The organism is Aeromonas sp. s11 (genome assembly GCF_040907945.1).
Taxonomy (GTDB): Bacteria; Pseudomonadota; Gammaproteobacteria; order Enterobacterales; family Aeromonadaceae; genus Aeromonas; species Aeromonas veronii.
The window spans coordinates 130,030-149,430 of the sequence record NZ_JBFOCU010000024.1; the positions used below are offsets into that span (position 1 = coordinate 130,030).

Here is a 19,401-nt window from a genome sequence, read left to right on the forward strand (position 1 = left end):
TGTTTTTTTACTGAAATTGACACTCAGTGCGCTTCACGAGGTGTTTAAAGAAACAGCAACCGGTGCAGTGTGGCTGTGATCAGCCTCGTGTTCAGCCTCAAGTTACCCCCTCTATGGGGTAGTTTTAGCTGTTCATTTTGGGGGGATACGAGATAGAATTCGACGATAAAATCTGGTCTATATGATGAGTTATGTCAGGACAATGCTTTGATTGCGTACTGTGATATTCATTGCCAAAAACATATATAGAGCTGGAGGACATGATGGCCAACAGCGTGAGCAATGTGGTGAAAAGCAGCGAACTGGGGGCTGTAACCCAGTGCGGTAGCCATACTCCTTATCAATGGTTGTGTGAATTTTGAATGCCTTTATATGTGTATGTGTGCCATTATTGCCCACATTCACGCTTTCTCATTAAGCTCCAAGTCATATTATCCCCTGATTAGCTAGTTCTATCCGATTTAACTGAACTCCAACTTCTCGTAAGAGCATAATTAATATGAAAATTCTCGTTACCGGTGGCGCAGGCTTTATCGGCTCTGCCGTTGTGCGCCATATCATCCGTGATACTCAGGATGCCGTTATCAATCTCGATAAACTCACCTATGCCGGCAATCTGGAATCCCTAGCAGATGTATCGTCAAGCGAGCGTTATGTCTTTGAGCAGGTGGATATCTGCAATCGCGCCGAGCTGGATCGGGTGTTTGCCCAGCACCAACCGGATGCGGTGATGCACTTGGCTGCCGAGAGTCATGTTGACCGCTCCATCACTGGCCCAGCCGACTTTATCGAGACCAATATCGTTGGCACCTATATGTTGCTGGAAGCGGCCCGCGCTTACTGGAACGGTCTGGATGAGGTGCGCAAGGCGGCCTTCCGCTTCCACCATATCTCCACCGATGAGGTGTATGGGGATCTGCCCCATCCGGATGAAGTAGCCGCCGGTGAGCCATTGCCGCTCTTTACCGAGACCACCCCCTACGCCCCCAGCAGCCCCTATTCGGCCTCCAAGGCCTCTAGCGACCATCTGGTGCGCGCTTGGCGCCGCACCTATGGCCTGCCCACCATAGTCACCAACTGCTCCAACAACTACGGCCCGTACCACTTCCCCGAGAAGCTGATCCCGCTGGTTATTCTTAACGCGCTGGATGGTAAGCCGTTACCTGTCTATGGCAAGGGCGACCAGATCCGTGACTGGCTCTACGTGGAAGACCACGCGCGCGCGCTCTATAAGGTGGTGACCACGGGCTTGGTGGGGGAGACCTACAACATCGGCGGTCATAACGAGAAGCAGAATCTGGAGGTGGTACACACCATCTGCGATCTGCTGGACGAGATGGTGCCGAAGGCGGGCTCTTACCGCGATCAAATCACCTATGTAGCGGATCGTCCCGGTCACGATCGTCGCTATGCCATCGATGCGAGCAAGATGAGCAGTGAGCTTGCTTGGCAACCGCAAGAAACGTTCGAGTCTGGCATTCGCAAAACCGTGCAGTGGTATCTGGATAACCAGCAGTGGGTCAGCAACGTCAAGAGCGGCGCCTACCAATCCTGGATTGAGCAGCACTATTCCGCGATTGAACAGAACGATGGGGAGCATGCCTGATGCATATTCTGCTGTTTGGCAAAAACGGCCAGGTAGGCTGGGAGCTGCTGCGCGCACTGGCGCCGCTGGGGCGCATCACTGCCGTTGATTTTGACTCCACCGACTATTGCGGCGATTTCAGCAACCCGGCAGGGGTGGCAGAAACGGTACGTCTGGTCAAGCCGGATGTGATTGTCAACGCAGCGGCCCATACCGCAGTGGATAAAGCAGAGAGCGAGCGTGAGTTTGCCGAGCTGCTCAACGCAACCAGCGTGGCCGCTATCGCCAAAGAAGCGGAAGCATTGGGTGCCTGGCTGGTGCATTACTCCACCGACTATGTGTTTGATGGCAGCGGTGAGCGCCCCTGGGTGGAAACCGATGCGACCGCCCCGCTCAACGTCTACGGCGAAACCAAGCTGGCAGGGGAACAGGGGGCGGCTCTCTGCGCTCGTCACCTGATCTTCCGCACCAGCTGGGTCTACGCCGCCCGCGGCGCCAACTTTGCCAAGACCATGCTGCGCTTTGGCAAAGAGCGTAGCGAGATGTCAGTGATCAATGACCAGTTCGGCGCTCCGACCGGGGCCGAGTTGCTGGCCGATTGCACCGCCCATGCGATCCGCGTGGCGCAGTGCAAACCCGAGGTCGCCGGGCTGTACCATCTGATTGCCTCCGGTACCACCACCTGGTTTGACTACGCCCAGCTGGTGTTTGCCAAAGCCAGAGAGGCTGGCGTTGAACTGGCGGTGACACAACTGAATGCAGTTCCGACCAGCGCCTTCCCGACTCCGGCCAAACGCCCCCATAACTCCCGCCTTGATACCGGCAAATTCCAGCGCACCTTTGATCTGGTGCTGCCGGAGTGGACAGTCGGTGTGGAGCGGATGTTGACCGAGATCCTGGGCAAATAAATCACTGGTCAGGGATGTGTTGAACGCCTCCCTGGCTGACAGGGATAAAACAGGAAGGTGTGGCCGCAAGCCACCCTTTTCTTTTGCAATTTAAAAATAAGAAACAAGCATCATGACCAAACGTAAAGGCATCATTCTGGCTGGTGGCTCAGGCACCCGTCTCTATCCGGTCACCATGGCGGTGAGCAAGCAACTGCTGCCCATCTATGACAAGCCGATGATCTACTATCCGCTTAGTACCCTGATGCTGGCCGGTATTCGCGATATTTTGATCATCAGTACGCCGCAAGATACCCCCCGTTTTGAACAACTGCTGGGTGATGGCAGCCAGTGGGGCCTGAATTTGCAGTACAAGGTGCAGCCAAGCCCGGACGGGTTGGCACAAGCCTTTATTCTGGGTGAGGAGTTCATCGGTTCAGACGCCTGTGCGCTGGTGCTGGGGGACAACATCTTCTACGGCCACGACCTGCAGAAACAGTTGGCGGCGGCAGCGGCCAAAGAGAGCGGTGCTACCGTCTTTGCCTACCATGTGCATGACCCCGAGCGTTATGGGGTGGTGGAATTTGATAAAGAGGGTACCGCTATCTCTCTGGAGGAGAAGCCACTGGAGCCCAAGAGCAACTATGCGGTGACCGGCCTCTATTTCTATGACAACAGCGTGGTGGAGATCGCCAAGAGTCTGAAGCCGTCGCCCCGTGGTGAACTGGAGATCACCGATGTGAACCGTATCTATCTGGAGCAAGGTAATCTGTCGGTGGCCATGATGGGCCGTGGTTATGCCTGGCTTGATACCGGTACCCATGAAAGCATGATAGAAGCGAGCAACTTTATTCAGACCATCGAGACGCGCCAGGGGTTGAAAGTGGCGTGTCCGGAAGAGATTGCCTATCGCCAGAAATTCATTACTGCGGAGCAGGTTCGTGAACTTGCTCTGCCGCTGGCAAAGAATGCCTATGGCCAATATTTGTTAAGAATGGTTGCCAAAGTCTGATGTGATATAGGGGGAGGGAAGATGCTCCCCCATAGAAATTGAATCAAATGTGGATAGACAGATGAATGTAATCAAGACAGCGATTCCTGACGTACTTATTTTTGAACCGAAAGTATTTGGTGATGAGCGTGGTTTTTTCTTTGAGAGTTTCAACCACAAGTTATTTGAAGAGACCGTCGGATATCAGGTTAACTTTGTGCAGGATAATCACTCCAAATCGTCGAAAGGGGTATTGCGTGGCTTGCATTATCAATTGTCTCCCCATGCCCAGGGCAAGCTGGTGCGTTGTGTGGTGGGTGAAGTGTTTGATGTGGCGGTAGATATCCGCAAAAGCTCGCCGACCTTCGGGCAGTGGGTTGGGGTTCACCTGTCAGGTGAAAACAAGCGACAGTTGTGGATCCCGGAAGGGTTGGCCCATGGTTTTCTCACCTTGAGTGAACACGCAGAGTTTATCTACAAGACTACCAATTACTATCAACCCGCCGCTGAACGCAGCATCGTGTGGAACGATGCCACCTTGGCTATTGTGTGGCCTGAGATGATAACCTCTCCAACCTTGTCGCCCAAAGATGCGCTTGCTGCAGCGTTCAATGACGCAGAGCACTGCTGATAATTGTGCTCTTCAAATTCTCTCTTGAACACAAATCGCTTATTCTTAATTTGGTGATCAAATAAGGCGCTTGCTTGTTATATGGAAAGCAGATTAAAGAATGTTAGGTTAAGCCATTTTGGCGAATATAATAAAAAATATATATTCAATCTGTTAAGTTTTTTAATCCATGTCTATCACTTGCTTAGAATGATTTGGATTCAAAAGAGTTTATTGTGCATGATGAGTGCTGTAATAGATCCGAGGTCGGATTTGCCGATGTTTTGTAGGACGTATCATGAAGATTGGTGAGAGACTGATCGCCAAAAGAGCGATTGGGCGCGAAGACTTAGAGCGAGCCTTGGAGGTACAACGTCAGGCCGGCGGACGCCTGGGCTCCATCCTGGTCAGGATGGGGGCTGTCTCTGAAGATGCGGTATTGCGATCGCTGTCAGAGCAGTTGGGCTATCCCTGTGTCGAGCCTGCTCACATGCCTGCTCCCTTGGATATCTATAAATGCCTGCTGCCTCTGCCGGTCAGGTTGGAGTGGTGGCTCGATAACGATGCTCTGTTGTGGGAGGTGGACGGTCAGCTGCAGTTGGTTGCAAAAGACCCGCTAGAGACGCAGCTGCAGGATCTCATTGCCTACCTGTTTGCGGGGCGCCCGGTGCAGTACTGGCTGGCTCGAACCCAGGACATCGACACACTGGTGGACCAAGTCAGGCGTGAGAGTGCCGTCACCGACCTGTTCAGTAACAGCGAGCATTCGCTACAGGCGTTGATCGAAGAGGCTCCGGTCGTGGAGCTGGTCAATAACTTGCTGGCACAAGCTGTCGACAGTGGTGCGTCAGACATTCATGTGGAACCCGAAGAGCTTCGTTTCACGGTACGCATGCGGGTAGATGGTGTGCTTCACACTCATATGGTGCAACCGGCAGAGCGTTACCCGGCGATAGGGTCACGGATCAAGCTGATTGCCGGATTGGATATTGCCGAGAAGCGCTTGCCACAGGATGGCCGTATCACCTTGCGCCTTAGTGGTCAGGATATGGATATCCGTGTCTCGACGGCACCGGGTGTTCATGGTGAGTCGATCGTGATGCGTCTGCTGCCCAAGAACAGGGGAACGTTGTCGCTGGAAAAACTCGGGTTTGAGCCTGACCATCTCAGTTTGCTGCACAGCTGGTTGGCGTGTCCCAATGGGATCGTGTTGGTCACAGGCCCGACGGGCTCCGGTAAATCCACCACGCTCTATGCCGCGCTCGAAGCCATGCGCGATGGCAGCAACAAGATCATCACGGTAGAAGATCCTGTTGAGTATCAAGTCTCGGGTGTGACCCAGATCCAGGCGCACAACGAGATTGGTTACACCTTTTCCCGTGCACTGCGTGCCATCTTGCGTCAAGACCCCGACACCATCATGATCGGTGAGATCCGGGACTTGGATACGGCGCAGATAGCCATTCAGTCAGCCCTTACCGGTCACTTGGTGCTCTCAACGTTGCACACCAACGATGCCGCCTCAGCTTTTACCCGCCTAGTTGACATGGGGCTTGAGCCCTTCCTGGTGGCGGCATCGGTGCGTGGTGTTCAGGCACAGCGGCTGGTTCGTCGCCTCTGTGAGCAGTGTGCCGTTGATGACGACCATCCGCTCTTGCCACAAGGGTGGTCAATCAGCCAACCAGCGTTTGCTGCCGCTAATTGGAAGAAAGCGATGGGATGCTCGCACTGTCATCATACTGGTTATCGTGGGCGATTGGGGATTTATGAGCTTGTTGCCCTAGATGGTGCATTGCAACAGCTGGTCAATCGACAAGCTCCCCTTCAGGAGATCAAGTCGCTGATCCGGCAACAAGGCCAGCGGACACTGTTTGAAGATGGCCTGATCAAGGCCAGCAGGGGATTAACCAGTATTGAAGAGGTGATGCGGGTCGCCTATGTGGAACATGACTGATGATTTTTCAATATGAAGGCGTAGACGCGCAGGGTAACAGTCTGAAGGGAGAGCTGGAGGCAGTCCATCATCATGCTGCATTACGCCAGCTCAGGGACAAGGGGATCATCGTCATTGAGCTAACTGAACAGGCGGTAGTGGCTCGTGCTCCCTGGTTTACTCCGCGCTTGACCCGTGCCCAGTTGCTGCAGGCACTACATGAGTTGACCACCCTGATCATTTCCGGGGTGACGCTCTCAGAGGGAATCGATGCCCTGATTGAGGGGGGACACCATCCTCAAATTGAGCAGGCATTTCGCACCATGGGCAGGGCTTTACAGCAGGGGGAGAGTTTTTCCGCAGCTCTTGCCCAAAGCAAGTTACCGCTTCCCGACTACCTGTTTCATCTGGTGAGAGCGGGTGAGGCCACCGGTGAGTTGGGTGAGGCGCTCAGTCGCGCTTTGGAGAAAATGCAGTTTGATCAACGAACCGGCAATGAACTGCGCAATGCTTTGACCTATCCCATCGTATTGGTGCTCGCAGGTTTGTCTGCGGTTGTGCTGATGTTTGCCGTGGTGGTGCCTAAATTCACCGGTATGTTGGGCCACGGTAAGGTGACGTTGCCCTGGTTGGCCGAAATGGTGCTCTCGACAGGGGAGTGGTTTAACGCCAACTGGGATCTGCTGCTTATAGCACTCATCCTCTGTATCGCTGGCATGGCCCTGGCGCTGCGCTCGCGCGATGTGCGGCAGCGTCTGCTCAACGGTGTGTCACGCCTGCCAGTAGTGGGGGAATGGCTCTACCAGAGCGATGTTGCCAGCTGGTCTTACACCCTGGCAGCCATGCTGGGATCCCGGGTCGAGTTACTACAGGCGCTAGAGCTATCGCGCGGCTCTTTTCGCATTCCGTTTCGTCAGCGCGGGATGGGAGAGGTGATCCGTCTGGTGCGCTCGGGCAAGAGCCTGTCGGACTCTCTTGCCGAGACGCGATTGATCGCTCGCTCCGGGGTCAATCTGGTGCGGGTCGGCGAGAAGAGTGGCCGCCTTGCCGAGATGTTCTCTTCGCTGGCCGCCATGTATGAAGAGAACAGTAAGAACCGCGTCAAGAAGGTGCTTGCGTTGATCGAACCCCTTGCCATTCTGCTGATTGGCTCTATCATCGGCGTCATTATTCTTGGCATCATCCTGGCCATCACCAGTGTGAACGAAATGGCCGTATAGTAACTCTGAGGACTCTTCATGCAATTGCAACGTTTCGCCCGCCATCAAGGCGGTTTTACCCTGATCGAGCTCCTGGTCGTGCTGGTCATTCTGGGCATGCTGGCCGGTTTGGTCGGCCCGCGCCTCTTCTCCAACGTGGATAAATCAAAAGTCAAAACGGCAGAGACTCAGGTCAAGATGCTGCGCGGGGCCTTGCAAACCTATCGCCTGGATGTGGGGAGCTATCCCACTACAGAGCAGGGGCTATCGGCTTTGATGAAAGCGCCGGCTGATGTGCCAAGCTGGCAGGGGCCCTATCTGGAAGATCAACTACCTAAAGACCCTTGGGGTAAAGATTATGTCTACAAAAGCCCGGTGAGTAACTTGCAAGGTTTTTCTCTCTATTCGCTTGGCGCAGATGGTAAGGAGGGCGGCGAAGGGCTGGATGCCGAGGTAGGTATACTGGAGAAGTAAGCATGCAACAACGGGGTTTTACTCTGCTTGAGCTGCTTGTGGTGTTGACTTTGATTGGTATGATCGCGGCGGTTGTAGGTCCACGTTTTCTCGAGATGGCAGATAAACTGCGGCATCGCAACGATTGGCAAACTGTTCAACAAGCCATCAATGAGTTGCCTTTTACAGTACGCCAGAGGGGAGTTCAAGTGGTGCTGGGGTCACACACCGACGATATTCCCTTACCGCAAGGCTGGCAGCTTAAGGCCCCTCAACCGATATACTACCTTGCCAACGGGATCTGTCTGGGTGGTGAATTACAGATACTAGCAGGTGGGGTCATCAAGCAGAGCATTCAGCTGGAATCTCCATATTGCCAATGGCAAGGAATACCATAATGCGTCAACAAGGCTTTTCGTTATTGGAGGCCATAGTAGCATTAACCATATTGGCGGGTGCCACTATGGCTCTATTTGGCTGGATAGGTGGTAGCTTGGCCCAACTGACAAGAGCCGAGAGCTATATTGACGCTGCTCCCACCTTGCAAAGTGCGGTGAATTATCTCAAGCTGAAGGATTTGGGCAATAACCCACAAGGTACTTTCGAGAGTGGTAACATATCTATAAGCTGGCATGCGACACCTATAGAGAAAGAACGTAATGGCGTGATGGGCAGTAATTTCATCCTCTCGCTTTATCAGGTTGAGCTTACCATCATTCATAAGAACCGCACTTTACCTCCCCTGACCACTCGAGTCGTTAACTATCACCTCAAGCCCGGAGTGCAAGAGCGCCGTGAAATCTATTAACCGCCAGCAAGGGATGACCCTTCTCGAATTGCTGGTCGTCATGGTTCTGCTCTCCGTGATAACAGCTTTATTAATGCAAGGATTATCCCAGTCGTTAGCAATTTATGAACGTGTGCAAAGGCGACAATATGAAGGTGTGCCACAACTATTGGTCATGCAATGGTTGAATGATAGTGTCGCGTCCATGCAGGCAGAGCTAGATGCTCCTCGCCAGCTCCGTGGTGACAGTTTCTATTTTGAGGGGAGCAGTCAGCAGCCACTGGTTGCCCAGAATGGTGAAGTACAGCCGGTACGCTGGTCAATTAATCAGCGAGGAGCCGGTGGCGTGACCCTCGATTATCGCCAGCCTGGTAGAAATTGGACCCTTTTTCGCTGGCCTGAAGGGACTCAAGTTACGTTCAGCTATCTGGATGAGCAGGGTAATACCCATAATCAATGGCCACCGGAGCAAACCCTTATCTCTCTCCGGCCAGATGGAAGAATGCCAGTAGCAATCCAGTTGATGGTGAGTTCACCTGCGATGAAACCATTGAACTGGTATATAGCCCTAAAGGGACGAACTTATCCTCGAAATGATTATCGTGATCTATGAGTGTAACCAGAGTCAGAAATAGAGGTATCTCATTATTGAGTGTGCCGCCCCCCCATCAAGGGGGGTTCGTTCTTATAGCCGTGTTAGGATTGATCGCGGTTATCTCCTTGGTTGCCGCCTTTATTGGTAGCTATGCCGAAGGCCGCTTGCAACAGGCTGTCGAACTTCGTAGCAGCTGGCAGCAGCAGCTGGATCAGCAGGCGACCTTGGCAACGTTACTCCATTTAGTGGCCACGCGCCCCCGTGGTAATCAGGGGTTCGAGCTGACGTCGGCCAATGATCAAGAACGTAGTTCGGTTAGCTCTTTGGCAGAGTTAGATCGACAACTTGCAGCAGATGGCAGAGCTTATCACGGAATAGGGACAATAGATTTCTCGATTCAAGATGAGGGGCCATTGCTCAGTGTGCTTGATGCTGATCCCGTGCGTTGGCAGCCGCTGCTAGCGCGTTTTGGGCTTACTCCTGTTCAAATAGATAGAGTTGTTGATCTAGTGAATGACTACACGGATCAAGATGATCTATCTCGCTTGAATGGAGCAAATGATGCGCAATACCTTGCTCGTGGCCTGACACTGCCTCGCCACCGCTTTATGGTTGGTCCTGGTGAGCTAAATAATCTTCTGGATGCACCAACTTGGCAGAGCTGGTTGCCTGACCTTATGCCTTTGGTCACCGCTCGTTCAGGCATGCTACTTAATTTGAATACCATGCCGGAGCCATTACTAGCGAGCCGGTTTGATGAACGAACAGCTGCTGAGCTGGTGCGACTAAGGTGGATGGAGCCATTTGATTCACTCCAAGATGCCAATCAGAGGCTGGGACAACTCCTACCCATAGCCGAGGAACAAATTCCGTCGATAGTATCTGCTTTTCATCGCATCATCCTGTGGAGCGATGCGAGCGCCGTAGGATGCAGACAGGCTCAGTGGATTGGGATATCATTGTCGCCCTCTTCGTTTCGGGCGCCTTGGGAATTTGATTATGCCTTTACCTATAACCATAACCGCGCTTGCCAATCAGCTGAGCAAATGGTGGTGGAGCCGCTATTCCCAGCCCCAATGGCTGATTGAGCGCCAACAAATCACCTCTGACAGTTACCCTGGTTGGCGTCCCAGGGTGATTGTTGCTCGCTCCCTTTGCATTTTTATTTCCTGCGATCTTGGCGCTGTACCCAAGGCTCGTCGTGAGCAGGCGCTGAAGCAACAGGTCAGCCTACATGCTCCATTTACTGAACCGGGATATTATGTCAACTGGCATCGGGGCAGGGCGGCAGTCTGGATATGGGATCAGGCTGCGTTGGTTGCTCGGGTCGCTGAAGCAAAACGCTATCAGGTAGTGCCGGAAAGCGCGTTAGCACCATCACCACTGCCGGAGCAAGTACAGTCAGCAGATTGGCAGCGCTATCTATCCGGACTGCAGGGTTATGAGTGGCAACGTTGGCAAAATGGCATATTAATCGATAGCCGTTGGTTGCCTGTACTTCAGCCTGATGCCTCAACAGTGATTCAACTCTCATTTAAGCAAGCCAGTCCCTTGGCTCCGAGGGATCGGCAGTTACTTGGCCATCTTGCCTGTGGCGTAGTAGCGTTACTGTTAGTCGCCTGCGTGTCTTGGCAGTTGGGGTCTTGGTTCAGACTTGAGCAACAGACAAATACGCTTTTGGTTGAGCTCGATTCCGCTGACGAAGGGCTTATTACTGCCCGTCATGCGAGATTGCGGGCCGAGGGCTTGCGTAGCCAGTATGAAGCTCGACTCACTTTACTTGGGCAGGGACAATCTCGCACTCTGCCCCAGTTAATCGCGCTTCTGCCTGCCAGTGTCAACACACTTCAGCAATACGACTATCAACCCCTGCGTTTGCAATTGTTGTTACAGGATAAAGCGCCAGATCCAAGGGAGTATGTCAGGCGGTTGGAGGGGATAACCCTCAATGGCCAACGACTGCACAATGTCCAAGTAAAGCTGGAAGGCAATGGTACCCTGGTGCGCTTGCAAGCAGATATAGAAGTACTGCCTCGGATTGTCCAAAGGACAACCGGCAAGGAGTCATAAACGGGATATGAATGCTCTGATCGACAATCTTCAGCCGCATTGGCAACAAGCTCGCCAACAATGGCAAGCCAACCCTCGCCTGCAATGGGGGGCGTGGCTTATCATTATCATTCTGTTGTTCTGGGTTAACTTGCTTTGCCAAGAACAGCGCCAGCGGCTGAGTGAACAACTACAAGAGCTCTCCTGGCAACAACAGGATCAACAAAGTCTGCTGCAAGGAGAGAGTTGGCAGCAGCGACTAACCCAAGCTCGGGCTGCGAACAAAGCCCTCGATAAGTACTTTGGCATGGCCCCCAATGAAGCACTTGCTCGTGCTGAAGTACAGAGCAGGGTCTCAGCCCTTTTCACTCGCTTTGCTGTCGGCCAGCCCCAAGTTGAGGTATCAAAATCGCCACAACAGCTTGATCAGAATGGTCTGATCCCCCTGCAGTTGCGGGTGACTGGGCGCACCAATGGGGATGGTGTTATCGGTCTGGTCAACGAGCTGGAAAAACATTCACCCCGGCTCATCGTTAACGCACTGACTGTCAATAATCAGATGAACGACAAACTCAATTTCACGCTGCTGGCTACGGTTTGGTATCACCCCTTTGGAGAACAAAAGGGAGAGAATAAGTGATGGTCCCTAAGCTGAGTTTGCAGCGCCGGGGGATCACGATCGGGGTACCCCTTTTGTCCATCCTCTCTTTAATGCTACTTGGTTACTTCTGTAGCCACCCTTCTTTGACGGAGCGCCCTGCCAACACCCGAGATTGGTACTGGCCAGATCTGCCATTGGCGCAAGATCTGCCGCCCATGCCGGCAAGGATCGCTAGCCTATGGCCGATGGCACCAAAGCAGCTAAAAGATACTGATTCAGTCACCATGGACGCAGCTCGCAAAGAGGCTGCAAGGCAAGCCATGCAACAGAACGGCATCCTGATCGCCATTATTACCCAAGGTAGGGGGCGTCAGGCGTTGCTGCTGGGCCCTGATGCTGAACCTCTTGCTCTGCGTCCCGGTATGGCCCTGCCGGATGGACGTGATGTGTTGGCTATCAATGCCGATAGCCTGCAGTGGCGTGATGCGCAAGGAAAAGAAGGCATACTCTATCTCTACCCCTCGCCCGAACAGGGTGATTTTTCGTCAACATCTTCCATCTCAACCTTATCGCCCACTCGGCCATAAAGAAGCGAGTTATGAACCACACTGTAACGACCATGATCCATCGGCAGCTTCCTCGTCTGACCCTGCTGGCCAGTGCCTTGGGCCTGCTGGCTGGCTGTGCTATCAACACCAATCCCACCCCGCTGCCCGGGCCACTGCGTGCCCCGTTAGTCCAGACCGAGCAGGATGAAACGCTGCAGGCGGGCAGTGCCGAACCTGATGCCCGTCAAGGCTTGGCTCAGCGCTTTAACCGTACCCCAAGCCAGCGTCAACAAGTGCGTGTAGTGGAACCGGATGGCCAGCCCTTGGGGCAGGGGCTGCAGGGCGATGCCGTCAGCCTCAACGTCAACAACTTTCCCTTACCTGCATTTATTAACGAGGTATTTGGCAAGCAGCTCGGACTCTCCTTTACCTTGAGTCCGGAGCTACAGAAAAAAACGGATCTGGTGACCTTGCGAATGAGCGAGCCGCAACCGCCGGCTGCTCTCTTCAATACCGCCCGTAATGTGCTGGCGGACTATGGTGTTGAGGTCAAGCTGCGCGATGGACTCTATAACTTTGCCGTCAGCAACACAGTTGCCAATGATGCCTTGCCATTAATGGTAAGCGGCGATGCCCTGCCTGAAGTACCTATGTCCCATAGGCCAGTGTTCCAGATAGTGCCGATGCGAGTTGTTAATAGCAACCAGATGGAAATCTGGATTAAAGAGATGTTTGCCAATAACACTGAGCTAAAAGTCACGGCTGATTATATTGCGAATACCATCATGTTAAGAGGGGGGGTGGAGCAGGTGAAGCAGGCCGTTGCCGCTATTCGTCTGTTTGATCAACCTACCCTTAAAAGTAGCAATAGCATGAGTATTACCCCGGTTTACTCCGATGCCGATCAGCTTGGCAATGCCTTGATCAAGGTGTTGCAATCAGAGGGCTATAACGTCTCCGATACCCCTCCCATGGGGTCGGTGATGGTACTAAAGCTTAAGGAGCTGCAGCGGTTAATCATTTTTGCCGCCGATGGCACCACGCTCAGTCATGTCCGCGACTGGGTGGAGATCCTGGATCGAGAGTCCCAGGAAAAAGTCGAAAACGGCCTCTTTATCTATCAGGTTAAAAATACCCAGGCGGCGGCCATCGCTACTATGCTTGGCTCCCTCGGGTACAGTTCCACAGTGCCTGCCAGCGGCATCGATAGTAGCAATACCCGCAGTGCCGGCGATAACGGTTTGGCCAAGGGAATTGGTAATACCACCAGTGGTACGCAGCGTGCGGCAGCGAGTGCCACCAGCAGTACAACTACCAGCGGTAGTGGTGAGGCGGGCGCTGTGGTAGTGGATGCCAACCGCAATGCGCTGATTTTTAAAGGCAGCGGCAAGGAGTGGATCAAGTTGCGCCCGTTGCTCGATCAGCTGGATAAGGCCGTCCCTTCCGTGATGATCGATGTGCTGCTGGCCGAAGTGACCCTCAATGATAAAGAGGGATTGGGGGTTGATTGGAAAAATATCCGCACTGACTTGGGGGCCAGAGATCTGGTCATGGGCACTGCCAACGGCCTGGGCAGCTCGGGTCTCAATATGGCGCTCAATAGTGCGGGTCAGACGCGTGCGACGCTCAATGCCTTCTATGACAACAAGCAAGCCGTGATCCGCTCCAGCCCCAAGCTGATGGTGCGCAGCGGTGAAGAGGCACGGATCGAGGTCGGTAACGAAATACCTGTGGTCACGGGAACTAGCCAGGCCAGCGATAACCCCGATGCGCCCATTAATAAAACCGTGCAGTACCGCAAGACAGGGGTGATCTTGTCGATTAAGCCCACGGTGCAAGCCAGTGGTGTGGTGGATCTGCTGGTCAGTCAAGAACTTTCTGAGCAGGCCGATACCTCCTCCAGCAGTGAGGCGTTAAGCCCCACCATTATGAACCGCAAGGTGGAGACCGCACTCACCCTGCGCGATGGTGGCTCGGTGATGCTGGCGGGTCTAATCTCCAGTTCAAAAGGCGAAGGGGATACCGGGGTGCCATTGTTGGGGGACATCCCCTGGTTGGGTAACTTCTTCAAGTCAAAGAGCAACAGCGAAAACCGCACCGAGCTGGTGGTGATGATCATCCCCTATGTGATGCGCGATTTTAGCGAGGCGCAAAGTTTGACCGAACGCTATCAACAGCAGTTGCAGCTAAATAACGCCCCGACCCTTAAGCGCCGTTTTTTGCCGGGCATGGCCCCCGAAAAGCCGAGCGAGAGCTTGGAACTGCGCCAGTAACGCCTTTGCGATAATGACTTATCTGCGCTGACCCTATTCGGCTGCTAATCTGCCGTGACAACCCCGCCTGGCTAACGTTGCCGGGCGGTTTCTTTTTGGCGCGTTCCTACTGGTTGGTGCAAGGTGAAATCGGCTATTACTTAAGGTCTAGCATCAGATATCCCTGCTTTTTTATACCTGCTGTCTCTCTTTTGATCGCTTTTCCGTGACCCTCTGCGCCCTGTTCCGCCCTTACGCCATAGCCCGGTGACAGTGTGAGCACAGTCCACCTTGCTGATATTGGCGCTCTGTTTGTTCAGGGCGCTCCATTTCTGCTTCACCCCAACTGAGACCGGTTTTGCAACGCTCGATAAATGTCAATTATGTTAATTAATGTGTCCGGGCGGGGGCAGATTATCTTGAACCATACGGGGCTCTTTTGCGGGCGTGTCAAAGTAAGGTAGGGGGTAAAAAACAGCCTGTTATCGCGAACTGGTGTCAAGTGGTGCTTTTTATTTGTGTGATTTTTCCCACAAGATGGTGCGTATGGCGATTTTTTGGGCGATTAGCCTGACAGAGTCCTTGATTATTTTATGGCGACAGATATGATCACTTACGCTTTTAAGCGATAGAGCCTCATCTTTTCAAGTGACTGCGATCTTGTCCGGAATAAGAGGCAGTCGGCGGGAAAAGCAGGTTGGTAGTATGACCTGAGGGTGCTCGGGTTAAACTAGTTTAATTTTTTGGAGAATAACACTAATGAAAAAGTCACTGATTGCACTGGCTGTTGCTGGCCTGAGCTTCAATGCAGCCGCAGTTGATCTTTCTGCTGCTAACCAAGCAGCCATTGATGCATCTGCACAAAACTATGCATCTGAAATCATCGTATCCCCGACTGCTACCCTGAAAGCTGTTTCCATCCAAAATGCAGTTGCTGCTGGTGAAAAAGTCAACGCCACTCCGGCTGAGACTGCTGACAAGACTTTCTTCGCCCGTGTTGACGTGGCTGGAGCCAAGATTGCCGGTATCACTCTGGGGCAAGTGATCGGCGGTTGGACTGTCATCAACGTCCAAGATAATTCTATTGTTGCTAAAACAACAGCTGCTGCGACTTATACCGCAGCAGCCGGCGCGGTACCAGCACACTTTGTAATGCCTGCAGCTTTGACTTTTACTGCTGATGCTGTTGTTGCAGACAAAGCTGGTGCCACTGTCAAAGTTCGTGTTTTCAACGATCAGAACAACGCTGTATCCGGCCAAGCTGGTTTCGATGTAGTTGCTAACGCCAAGTCCGGTAAGCTGTTTGGCTTTACTCAGGGTTTCAAAGTGGGCATCACTGTCCCAGGTAACCCCGCCAAGATCGCTGTTGAAAAAGATGCGCTGGAATTCAAGACTGGCACATCAGCTACGCTGTTTACTGTCAATTCAGACGTAGCTGCTGCTGGCACTACTGTGCTGGATATCACCGGTTCTGCCATTACCAATGCAACTCTGCTTGGCAAGTGGGAAGTTAAAGGTCCGTTCTTGGTAGGTTCTACTGTTAACGGCGGTGCTGCACTGACTGCTGAAACTGCAGCTAAAGCTGTAACCGTTACTGCTAATAACGCAGTGATCTATGCTCTGCCAGCCAAAAACAACACCCCTATCACTGAAGGCGTGTTCACTGCTACCTACACCCCGGATGCAACTCAGGCCAATATCTATGCTCTGACCAAGCAAGATTTCACTTTCGACCTGACCAAGAACGGTTCTTCTGCCGATCAAGACTTGGTATTCTCTGCCGATTCTTCTTACAAGACTTTCGTGCGGGTTTCCAACCTTGGTGGTCAGGCTGGCAAAATCAGCTTCACCGTGTACGGTGATGATGGTTCCTCTGCTACCTTCCCGCTGAGTGCTGTTGCTGGCCAAGAAACAGCAACCCTGAATGCACAAGCCTCTACCAGCCAGATCGCTCTGAAAGACCTGCACGCTGCTGCTGTCGCAGCTGGTCTTGCCGAGAAAGCCGGTAAACTGCGTATTGTTGCCAGTGGTGATGTATCTAAGCTGTCTCTGCAGACCTATGTTCTGTCTACCGACGGTACCACTTTCTCCCGTTTCTAATCGGTTGAAGTGTTGTAAAAAGGGTGGCATTAGCCACCCTTTTTTATCCAAGTCTTAGCATATGAGCCAATTATAGCGAGCGATTAATAAACATGCGGCTTGCCGGCATAGTTTGTTCCGCTGTTGCCAATCATCCCCTTTCCGGTTTATTCACCCTGTTCACTTATACTTTTTTATCGCGATGCAGCATAAGCAGATACTGACACGTATCCGGTTAATGATTGTCTATCACGTAAATGCATATTCAATATTAGGCAATCACTCTTCCATCCTCTGAGAGATGTTATCTCGACTGGATGTTGTTGTTGCCTCAATGATGTTGTGGCGTGGTAGTCTACCAACGATGGCGCCTGTGACTATTTCGTGATGCTGGTAGCGGCCTGGATGGCGTTACTGATGCAACGCGATATGCTATATGGCTTTCCTATCTATAGTTTTTCAGTCCAATAATGGCTCGTTTTCTATCTGCTGGCCTTCAACGGGTGCCAGCAAGCATTAGCTGTGCTCGCTCTCCTGTGATTACTTGTCGTGTCGTTTTATCGAACAGCCTTGCATCCGGTTTGGAAAGCGGTTCCAGCCTGAGCCGACAGCTTCTGGCTAAGCCGGGGTCAAGCAGGCGAAGGCAAGGGCAGTCAACAGCAGTGAGCTGTGTTATTATCCCCGCGTTTTCTGCTAGGTTACCTGTTGTTTGAGGAGTGTTGATGCTCAATGTTGCCATTCTGTTTCCTTCTGCTGCCCAGCGTCATCTGATTGTCACCCTGGTGCGCCGTGAAGTGGCCGCCCGTTACCGTGGCGCCATGTTGGGTAATCTTTGGGCGCTGTTTACTCCACTCTTTATGCTGGCTGTTTACACCTTTATTTTCAGTGTGGTGTTCAAGGCGCGCTGGAGTGGTGGTAGTGATTCGCGCAGTGAGTTTGCCCTGGTGCTGTTTGCCGGTTTGATGGTGTTTAACCTCTTCGCTGAATGTTTTAACCGTGCGCCACGCCTGATCCTGGATAATGTCAATTACGTCAAGAAGGTGGTATTTCCTCTCGAGATCTTGCCTTGGGTGGCGCTCGGTAGTGCTCTGGTCAATCTTGGCATCAGCCTCTTGGTATGGCTTGCATTTTATGGGGTGGCCTTCGGAGTGCCGCCAGTGACGGTGCTGCTTTTCCCACTGATGATATTGCCACTCCTGCTGCTGGTGCTAGGTCTTTCATGGGCACTCGCTGCGCTGGGGGTCTACTTGCGCGACCTGTCACAATTGGTGGGTGTTATCAGCACTGTCTTGATGTTTCTCTCGCCCATCTTCTATCCCGTAGAGGCACTCCCTGAACAATACCGTCACTGGTTGAATGTGAATCCGCTGACGCCTGTGATTGCCCAGGTTCGTGATGTGCTCTATTGGGGCAAGTTCCCCTCTTGGGGGCAATACGGTGCCTCCTTGTTGGCTGGTGCGTTGGTGATGTATGCAGGATTTATATTGTTCCAGAAAACACGTAAGGGGTTTGCCGATGTGCTCTGACAAAGTCGCGATTGACGTGCGTGGTTTGAGCAAGTGTTATCAGGTTTATGAGCAACCGGTCGATCGACTCAAGCAGTTTATTATTCCTCGCTTATCCCGCTTGTGTAGCGGTGCTGCCAGACAATATTTTCGTGAATTCTGGGCGCTCCGGGACATTGATTTCGCGATTAAAAAGGGTGAAACCGTCGGTATTATCGGCCATAACGGGGCCGGTAAATCCACCCTGCTTCAGCTTATTTGCGGCACCCTTAATCCTTCTCATGGTGACGTTAACGTCAATGGCCGTATTGCCGCTTTGCTTGAGCTGGGGGCTGGTTTTAATCCGGAGTTCAGTGGGCGTGATAATGTCTATCTCAATGCCAGTGTCTTGGGGTTGAGTAAAGAGGATATTGACGCAAGGTTTGATGAGATTGCCCATTTCGCTGATATTGGCGATTTTATGGAGCAACCGGTCAAGACCTATTCCAGTGGTATGTATGTGCGTCTTGCGTTTGCAGTACAGGCCTGTATTGATCCTGAAATTTTGATAGTCGATGAGGCGCTGGCAGTTGGCGATATCGGTTTCCAATACAAGTGTTTCAAGCGTATGGAAGCCCTGAAAGCGAAGGGAGTAACCATTTTGATGGTGACCCACTCGACCGGCAGTATTCTGGAATACGCGGATCGTTGTCTGGTGATGGAAGGGGGGCGCCTGATTGCTGATACCACAGATGTGCTGGCTGCGGTGATGGCGTATGAAAAAGGCATGATCCTGTCGCAGGAGCAAGCCGATACCTTGGCATTGCCAGAAGTTGAAAGTGATGGCGATTGCCCATCACAGCAAGTTCTACTTGAAAAGCAAAAGAATGAGGCCAATCTGGCGCTGGGTGAGAAGCGATTTGGTTCTGCCCGCGCGATTATCGCCAGCCTGACCATTGTCAAGGCAGATGGTACACCTTTTCATGAAGAGCCCCTGGTCAAATCAGGTGAAACGGTGACGCTACGCTTTGAACTTATCTCTAGCGAGACAATTGAGGATATCGCTCTCGGACTGTCTTTGAGCCGTGCCCAAGGTGGTGATATTTGGGGCGATAGCAATATTGCTGCCGGTCACCCCATAGTATTGAAACCAGGTCGCCAATTTGTGACGTATCAAGTGACCTTACCCATCAATAGTGGCGATTATTTATTGCACTGTGGTTTGGCCTCTCTCAAGGGTGGAGAGCGTGAAGAACTTGATCAGCGTCGGCCGATGCAGGCGATCAAGTTCTGGTCTTCCAGAGAGCTGGGCGGTGTCGTACATGCGCCTATTACCGTTCAGGCCTGA

The 19,401-nt window shown here is 52.6% G+C and carries 18 protein-coding genes; all 18 read left to right on the forward strand.

Features of this window, described 5'->3' with window-relative positions; genetic code table 11:
• Positions 1-499 precede the first annotated feature (499 nt).
• A complete protein-coding gene (gene rfbB, locus AB5Y84_RS07030) occupies positions 500-1,606 on the forward strand; it encodes a dTDP-glucose 4,6-dehydratase (RefSeq protein ID WP_368176656.1) in 1,107 nt (368 codons plus the stop codon).
• Complete coding sequence (gene rfbD, locus AB5Y84_RS07035; RefSeq protein WP_368176657.1) at positions 1,606-2,493, forward strand: dTDP-4-dehydrorhamnose reductase; 888 nt, start codon at positions 1,606-1,608, stop codon at positions 2,491-2,493. Before rfbB ends, rfbD begins: the two co-directional genes overlap by 1 nt.
• Before the next feature lie 112 nt (positions 2,494-2,605).
• Complete coding sequence (gene rfbA / locus AB5Y84_RS07040) at positions 2,606-3,484, forward strand: glucose-1-phosphate thymidylyltransferase RfbA (RefSeq protein ID WP_368176658.1); 879 nt, start codon at positions 2,606-2,608, stop codon at positions 3,482-3,484.
• Positions 3,485-3,545: 61 nt separating this feature from the next.
• Positions 3,546-4,094, forward strand: coding sequence for a dTDP-4-dehydrorhamnose 3,5-epimerase (gene rfbC, locus AB5Y84_RS07045; RefSeq protein WP_368176659.1), 549 nt, complete (start codon positions 3,546-3,548; stop codon positions 4,092-4,094).
• 277 nt (positions 4,095-4,371) lie between these two features.
• The gene (locus tag AB5Y84_RS07050) at positions 4,372-6,027 is read left to right on the forward strand and encodes a GspE/PulE family protein (RefSeq protein ID WP_368176660.1); all 1,656 of its coding nucleotides are present in this window, start codon (positions 4,372-4,374) and stop codon (positions 6,025-6,027) included.
• Positions 6,027-7,226 carry a type II secretion system F family protein gene (locus AB5Y84_RS07055; RefSeq protein ID WP_005338095.1) on the forward strand — a complete coding sequence of 400 codons (1,200 nt, stop codon included), beginning with the start codon at positions 6,027-6,029 and terminating at the stop codon, positions 7,224-7,226. Before AB5Y84_RS07050 ends, AB5Y84_RS07055 begins: the two co-directional genes overlap by 1 nt.
• Positions 7,227-7,244: 18 nt before the next feature.
• Positions 7,245-7,679 (forward strand): type II secretion system major pseudopilin GspG, encoded by a 435-nt coding sequence (gene gspG, locus AB5Y84_RS07060; protein ID WP_005338094.1) that lies wholly within the window; start codon positions 7,245-7,247, stop codon positions 7,677-7,679.
• Between the two features lie 2 nt (positions 7,680-7,681).
• Positions 7,682-8,056, forward strand: a complete 375-nt coding sequence (locus AB5Y84_RS07065) for a prepilin-type N-terminal cleavage/methylation domain-containing protein (RefSeq protein ID WP_005338093.1) — start codon at positions 7,682-7,684, stop codon at positions 8,054-8,056.
• The gene (locus AB5Y84_RS07070) at positions 8,056-8,466 is read left to right on the forward strand and encodes a type II secretion system protein (RefSeq protein ID WP_005338091.1); all 411 of its coding nucleotides are present in this window, start codon (positions 8,056-8,058) and stop codon (positions 8,464-8,466) included. The genes AB5Y84_RS07065 and AB5Y84_RS07070 overlap by 1 nt, the downstream gene beginning before the upstream one ends.
• Complete coding sequence (locus AB5Y84_RS07075; protein WP_005338090.1) at positions 8,453-9,058, forward strand: prepilin-type N-terminal cleavage/methylation domain-containing protein; 606 nt, start codon at positions 8,453-8,455, stop codon at positions 9,056-9,058. The genes AB5Y84_RS07070 and AB5Y84_RS07075 overlap by 14 nt, the downstream gene beginning before the upstream one ends.
• Entirely contained in the window at positions 9,055-10,128 is a 1,074-nt protein-coding gene (locus AB5Y84_RS07080; RefSeq protein ID WP_005338089.1) for a general secretion pathway protein GspK, read from the forward strand. Before AB5Y84_RS07075 ends, AB5Y84_RS07080 begins: the two co-directional genes overlap by 4 nt.
• Before the next feature lie 46 nt (positions 10,129-10,174).
• Positions 10,175-11,110 (forward strand): hypothetical protein, encoded by a 936-nt coding sequence (locus AB5Y84_RS07085; RefSeq protein ID WP_279460500.1) that lies wholly within the window; start codon positions 10,175-10,177, stop codon positions 11,108-11,110.
• A gap of 7 nt (positions 11,111-11,117) precedes the next feature.
• Positions 11,118-11,729, forward strand: a complete 612-nt coding sequence (locus AB5Y84_RS07090) for a GspMb/PilO family protein (RefSeq protein ID WP_368176661.1) — start codon at positions 11,118-11,120, stop codon at positions 11,727-11,729.
• Entirely contained in the window at positions 11,729-12,277 is a 549-nt protein-coding gene (locus tag AB5Y84_RS07095) for a hypothetical protein (protein WP_064336928.1), read from the forward strand. The genes AB5Y84_RS07090 and AB5Y84_RS07095 overlap by 1 nt, the downstream gene beginning before the upstream one ends.
• Positions 12,278-12,354: 77 nt before the next feature.
• Positions 12,355-14,511 (forward strand): secretin N-terminal domain-containing protein, encoded by a 2,157-nt coding sequence (locus AB5Y84_RS07100; protein WP_236095591.1) that lies wholly within the window; start codon positions 12,355-12,357, stop codon positions 14,509-14,511.
• A 738-nt stretch (positions 14,512-15,249) separates the two neighbouring features.
• The gene (locus AB5Y84_RS07105) at positions 15,250-16,590 is read left to right on the forward strand and encodes a hypothetical protein (protein WP_368176662.1); all 1,341 of its coding nucleotides are present in this window, start codon (positions 15,250-15,252) and stop codon (positions 16,588-16,590) included.
• A gap of 701 nt (positions 16,591-17,291) precedes the next feature.
• The gene (locus tag AB5Y84_RS07110; RefSeq protein WP_139441255.1) at positions 17,292-18,095 is read left to right on the forward strand and encodes an ABC transporter permease; all 804 of its coding nucleotides are present in this window, start codon (positions 17,292-17,294) and stop codon (positions 18,093-18,095) included.
• Positions 18,085-19,401: an ABC transporter ATP-binding protein gene (locus AB5Y84_RS07115; protein WP_139441256.1), complete on the forward strand. Its 1,317-nt coding sequence runs from the start codon at positions 18,085-18,087 to the stop codon at positions 19,399-19,401. Before AB5Y84_RS07110 ends, AB5Y84_RS07115 begins: the two co-directional genes overlap by 11 nt.